The sequence below is a fragment of the Pseudomonas sp. HMSC065H01 genome, assembly GCF_001815235.1.
GTDB lineage: Bacteria > Pseudomonadota > Gammaproteobacteria > Pseudomonadales > Pseudomonadaceae > Pseudomonas > Pseudomonas aeruginosa.
Genome location: NZ_KV819838.1, coordinates 1 through 5,342, shown reverse-complemented (window position 1 = coordinate 5,342; position 5,342 = coordinate 1). Strand labels below are relative to the sequence as shown.

2 tRNA genes and 2 rRNA genes are annotated in these 5,342 nt (G+C 52.0%); all 4 read right to left on the bottom strand.

The features are described 5' to 3' along the window. Positions 1–75 precede the first annotated feature (75 nt). Positions 76–2,966, bottom strand: a 23S ribosomal RNA gene (locus HMPREF3014_RS03950). A 225-nt stretch (positions 2,967–3,191) separates the two neighbouring features. Next, a tRNA-Ala gene (locus HMPREF3014_RS03945) sits at positions 3,192–3,267 on the bottom strand. A 28-nt stretch (positions 3,268–3,295) separates the two neighbouring features. Beyond that, positions 3,296–3,372: transfer RNA gene (locus HMPREF3014_RS03940), tRNA-Ile, on the bottom strand. A gap of 64 nt (positions 3,373–3,436) precedes the next feature. Next, positions 3,437–4,972 (bottom strand): 16S ribosomal RNA (locus HMPREF3014_RS03935). The 16S and 23S rRNA genes sit together here with 2 tRNA genes alongside, the layout of an rRNA operon. Positions 4,973–5,342: the final 370 nt, after the last annotated feature.

The window sequence follows — 5,342 nt, the reverse complement described above, 5'->3', positions numbered from 1 at the left end:
TTTGCGGTTCATGCGAACTTTCGGTTCGTCGACTTCACCTTACAACACACAATCGTCAGATTGTTTGGGTGTTATATGGTCAAGCCTCACGGGCAATTAGTACTGGTTAGCTCAACGCCTCACAACGCTTACACACCCAGCCTATCAACGTCGTAGTCTTCGACGGCCCTTCAGGGGAATCAAGTTCCCAGTGAGATCTCATCTTGAGGCAAGTTTCCCGCTTAGATGCTTTCAGCGGTTATCTTTTCCGAACATAGCTACCCGGCAATGCCACTGGCGTGACAACCGGAACACCAGAGGTTCGTCCACTCCGGTCCTCTCGTACTAGGAGCAGCCCCTCTCAAATCTCAAACGTCCACGGCAGATAGGGACCGAACTGTCTCACGACGTTCTAAACCCAGCTCGCGTACCACTTTAAATGGCGAACAGCCATACCCTTGGGACCGGCTTCAGCCCCAGGATGTGATGAGCCGACATCGAGGTGCCAAACACCGCCGTCGATATGAACTCTTGGGCGGTATCAGCCTGTTATCCCCGGAGTACCTTTTATCCGTTGAGCGATGGCCCTTCCATACAGAACCACCGGATCACTAAGACCTACTTTCGTACCTGCTCGACGTGTCTGTCTCGCAGTCAAGCGCGCTTTTGCCTTTATACTCTGCGACCGATTTCCGACCGGTCTGAGCGCACCTTCGTACTCCTCCGTTACTCTTTAGGAGGAGACCGCCCCAGTCAAACTGCCCACCATACACTGTCCTCGATCCGGATCACGGACCAGAGTTAGAACCTCAAGCATGCCAGGGTGGTATTTCAAGGATGGCTCCACGCGAACTGGCGTCCACGCTTCAAAGCCTCCCACCTATCCTACACAAGCAGGCTCAAAGTCCAGTGCAAAGCTACAGTAAAGGTTCACGGGGTCTTTCCGTCTAGCCGCGGATACACTGCATCTTCACAGCGATTTCAATTTCACTGAGTCTCGGGTGGAGACAGCGCCGCCATCGTTACGCCATTCGTGCAGGTCGGAACTTACCCGACAAGGAATTTCGCTACCTTAGGACCGTTATAGTTACGGCCGCCGTTTACCGGGGCTTCGATCAAGAGCTTCGCTTGCGCTAACCCCATCAATTAACCTTCCGGCACCGGGCAGGCGTCACACCCTATACGTCCACTTTCGTGTTTGCAGAGTGCTGTGTTTTTAATAAACAGTCGCAGCGGCCTGGTATCTTCGACCAGCCAGAGCTTACGGAGTAAATCCTTCACCCTAGCCGGCGCACCTTCTCCCGAAGTTACGGTGCCATTTTGCCTAGTTCCTTCACCCGAGTTCTCTCAAGCGCCTTGGTATTCTCTACCCGACCACCTGTGTCGGTTTGGGGTACGGTTCCTGGTTACCTGAAGCTTAGAAGCTTTTCTTGGAAGCATGGCATCAACCACTTCGTCATCTAAAAGACGACTCGTCATCAGCTCTCGGCCTTGAAACCCCGGATTTACCTAAGATTTCAGCCTACCACCTTAAACTTGGACAACCAACGCCAAGCTGGCCTAGCCTTCTCCGTCCCTCCATCGCAGTAACCAGAAGTACAGGAATATTAACCTGTTTCCCATCGACTACGCTTTTCAGCCTCGCCTTAGGAACCGACTAACCCTGCGTCGATTAACGTTGCGCAGGAACCCTTGGTCTTTCGGCGTGGGTGTTTTTCACACCCATTGTCGTTACTCATGTCAGCATTCGCACTTCTGATACCTCCAGCAAGCTTCTCAACTCACCTTCACAGGCTTACAGAACGCTCCTCTACCGCGTCACTTACGTGACACCCGCAGCTTCGGTGTGTGGTTTGAGCCCCGTTACATCTTCCGCGCAGGCCGACTCGACTAGTGAGCTATTACGCTTTCTTTAAAGGATGGCTGCTTCTAAGCCAACCTCCTAGCTGTCTAAGCCTTCCCACATCGTTTACCACTTAACCACAACTTTGGGACCTTAGCTGGCGGTCTGGGTTGTTTCCCTTTTCACGACGGACGTTAGCACCCGCCGTGTGTCTCCCATGCTCGGCACTTCTGGGTATTCGGAGTTTGCATCGGTTTGGTAAGTCGGGATGACCCCCTAGCCGAAACAGTGCTCTACCCCCCAGAGTGATACATGAGGCGCTACCTAAATAGCTTTCGAGGAGAACCAGCTATCTCCGAGCTTGATTAGCCTTTCACTCCGATCCACAAGTCATCCCCTACCTTTTCAACGGGAGTGGGTTCGGTCCTCCAGTCAGTGTTACCTAACCTTCAACCTGCTCATGGATAGATCGCCCGGTTTCGGGTCTATACCCAGCGACTAAACGCCCTATTAAGACTCGCTTTCGCTACGCCTACCCTATACGGTTAAGCTTGCCACTGAATATAAGTCGCTGACCCATTATACAAAAGGTACGCAGTCACCTAACAAGTAGGCTCCCACTGCTTGTACGCATACGGTTTCAGGTTCTATTTCACTCCCCTCTCCGGGGTTCTTTTCGCCTTTCCCTCACGGTACTGGTTCACTATCGGTCAGTCAGTAGTATTTAGCCTTGGAGGATGGTCCCCCCATGTTCAGACAAAGTTTCTCGTGCTCCGTCCTACTCGATTTCACTTCAAAGATCCTTTCGCGTACGGGGCTATCACCCACTATGGCCGCACTTTCCAGAGCGTTCCGCTAAAATCAATGAAGCTTAAGGGCTAATCCCCGTTCGCTCGCCACTACTAAGGGAATCTCGGTTGATTTCTTTTCCTCAGGGTACTTAGATGTTTCAGTTCCCCTGGTTCGCCTCTTGCACCTATGGATTCAGTACAAGATACCTAGGTTATCCTAGGTGGGTTCCCCCATTCAGAGATCTCCGGATCAAAGTCTGTTTGCCGACTCCCCGAAGCTTTTCGCAGGCTACCACGTCTTTCATCGCCTCTGACTGCCAAGGCATCCACCGTATGCGCTTCTTCACTTGACCATATAACCCCAAGCAATCTGGTTATACTGTGAAGACGACATTCGCCGAAAATTCGCGCTTGAACTCGCAAATTTTACCTTGACTTGAATGATCACCAGTGAAAGAGATCATTCAGTCTTACTTCTATCACATACCCGAATTTTTAAAGAACAGTTCTGGTTCAAAGACCAGAAATCAATGTTCATTCACGAACATTCATTTCTGAGCTTTCGACGATTGTTTGGATGGTGGAGCCAAGGAGGATCGAACTCCTGACCTCCTGCGTGCAAAGCAGGCGCTCTCCCAGCTGAGCTATGGCCCCGTATCGGATCACGCAGCACACCAACAATTGGTGGGTCTGGGCAGATTCGAACTGCCGACCTCACCCTTATCAGGGGTGCGCTCTAACCAACTGAGCTACAGACCCAATCGTCTAACCAGTGAATCAAGCAATTCGTGTGGGAGCTTATGAAGAAGCCGGGATCTTCGATTAAGGAGGTGATCCAGCCGCAGGTTCCCCTACGGCTACCTTGTTACGACTTCACCCCAGTCATGAATCACTCCGTGGTAACCGTCCCCCTTGCGGTTAGACTAGCTACTTCTGGAGCAACCCACTCCCATGGTGTGACGGGCGGTGTGTACAAGGCCCGGGAACGTATTCACCGTGACATTCTGATTCACGATTACTAGCGATTCCGACTTCACGCAGTCGAGTTGCAGACTGCGATCCGGACTACGATCGGTTTTATGGGATTAGCTCCACCTCGCGGCTTGGCAACCCTTTGTACCGACCATTGTAGCACGTGTGTAGCCCTGGCCGTAAGGGCCATGATGACTTGACGTCATCCCCACCTTCCTCCGGTTTGTCACCGGCAGTCTCCTTAGAGTGCCCACCCGAGGTGCTGGTAACTAAGGACAAGGGTTGCGCTCGTTACGGGACTTAACCCAACATCTCACGACACGAGCTGACGACAGCCATGCAGCACCTGTGTCTGAGTTCCCGAAGGCACCAATCCATCTCTGGAAAGTTCTCAGCATGTCAAGGCCAGGTAAGGTTCTTCGCGTTGCTTCGAATTAAACCACATGCTCCACCGCTTGTGCGGGCCCCCGTCAATTCATTTGAGTTTTAACCTTGCGGCCGTACTCCCCAGGCGGTCGACTTATCGCGTTAGCTGCGCCACTAAGATCTCAAGGATCCCAACGGCTAGTCGACATCGTTTACGGCGTGGACTACCAGGGTATCTAATCCTGTTTGCTCCCCACGCTTTCGCACCTCAGTGTCAGTATCAGTCCAGGTGGTCGCCTTCGCCACTGGTGTTCCTTCCTATATCTACGCATTTCACCGCTACACAGGAAATTCCACCACCCTCTACCGTACTCTAGCTCAGTAGTTTTGGATGCAGTTCCCAGGTTGAGCCCGGGGATTTCACATCCAACTTGCTGAACCACCTACGCGCGCTTTACGCCCAGTAATTCCGATTAACGCTTGCACCCTTCGTATTACCGCGGCTGCTGGCACGAAGTTAGCCGGTGCTTATTCTGTTGGTAACGTCAAAACAGCAAGGTATTAACTTACTGCCCTTCCTCCCAACTTAAAGTGCTTTACAATCCGAAGACCTTCTTCACACACGCGGCATGGCTGGATCAGGCTTTCGCCCATTGTCCAATATTCCCCACTGCTGCCTCCCGTAGGAGTCTGGACCGTGTCTCAGTTCCAGTGTGACTGATCATCCTCTCAGACCAGTTACGGATCGTCGCCTTGGTAGGCCTTTACCCCACCAACTAGCTAATCCGACCTAGGCTCATCTGATAGCGTGAGGTCCGAAGATCCCCCACTTTCTCCCTCAGGACGTATGCGGTATTAGCGCCCGTTTCCGGACGTTATCCCCCACTACCAGGCAGATTCCTAGGCATTACTCACCCGTCCGCCGCTGAATCCAGGAGCAAGCTCCCTTCATCCGCTCGACTTGCATGTGTTAGGCCTGCCGCCAGCGTTCAATCTGAGCCATGATCAAACTCTTCAGTTCAATACTGCTTGGGTTTTGAGAAAACCCTAAACTTGGCTCAGCAATCGCATTCTCTTAAAAAGAGATAAAACTCTCGAATTCACGAGTGTTACTTGCGTTGCTGATAATCTTGCGATCACCAGTCTTACATCACAAGCACCCACACGAATTGCTTGATTCGACTTGTTAAAGAGCAGTTGGTCAAGGCTTTCGTCTCAACCGAGGCCGCGCATTCTACAGCAACCTCTCGTTCCGTCAAGCGTTATTTTCGAAAATTTTCTTTTCTACTCAACCGCTTGCGCCGACCTTCAAACCATCCTCCGATCAGCGGGAGGCGCATTCTACAGCGTTCAAATTCGCTGTCAAGCACCTCGATGAAGCTTCGTTTCGA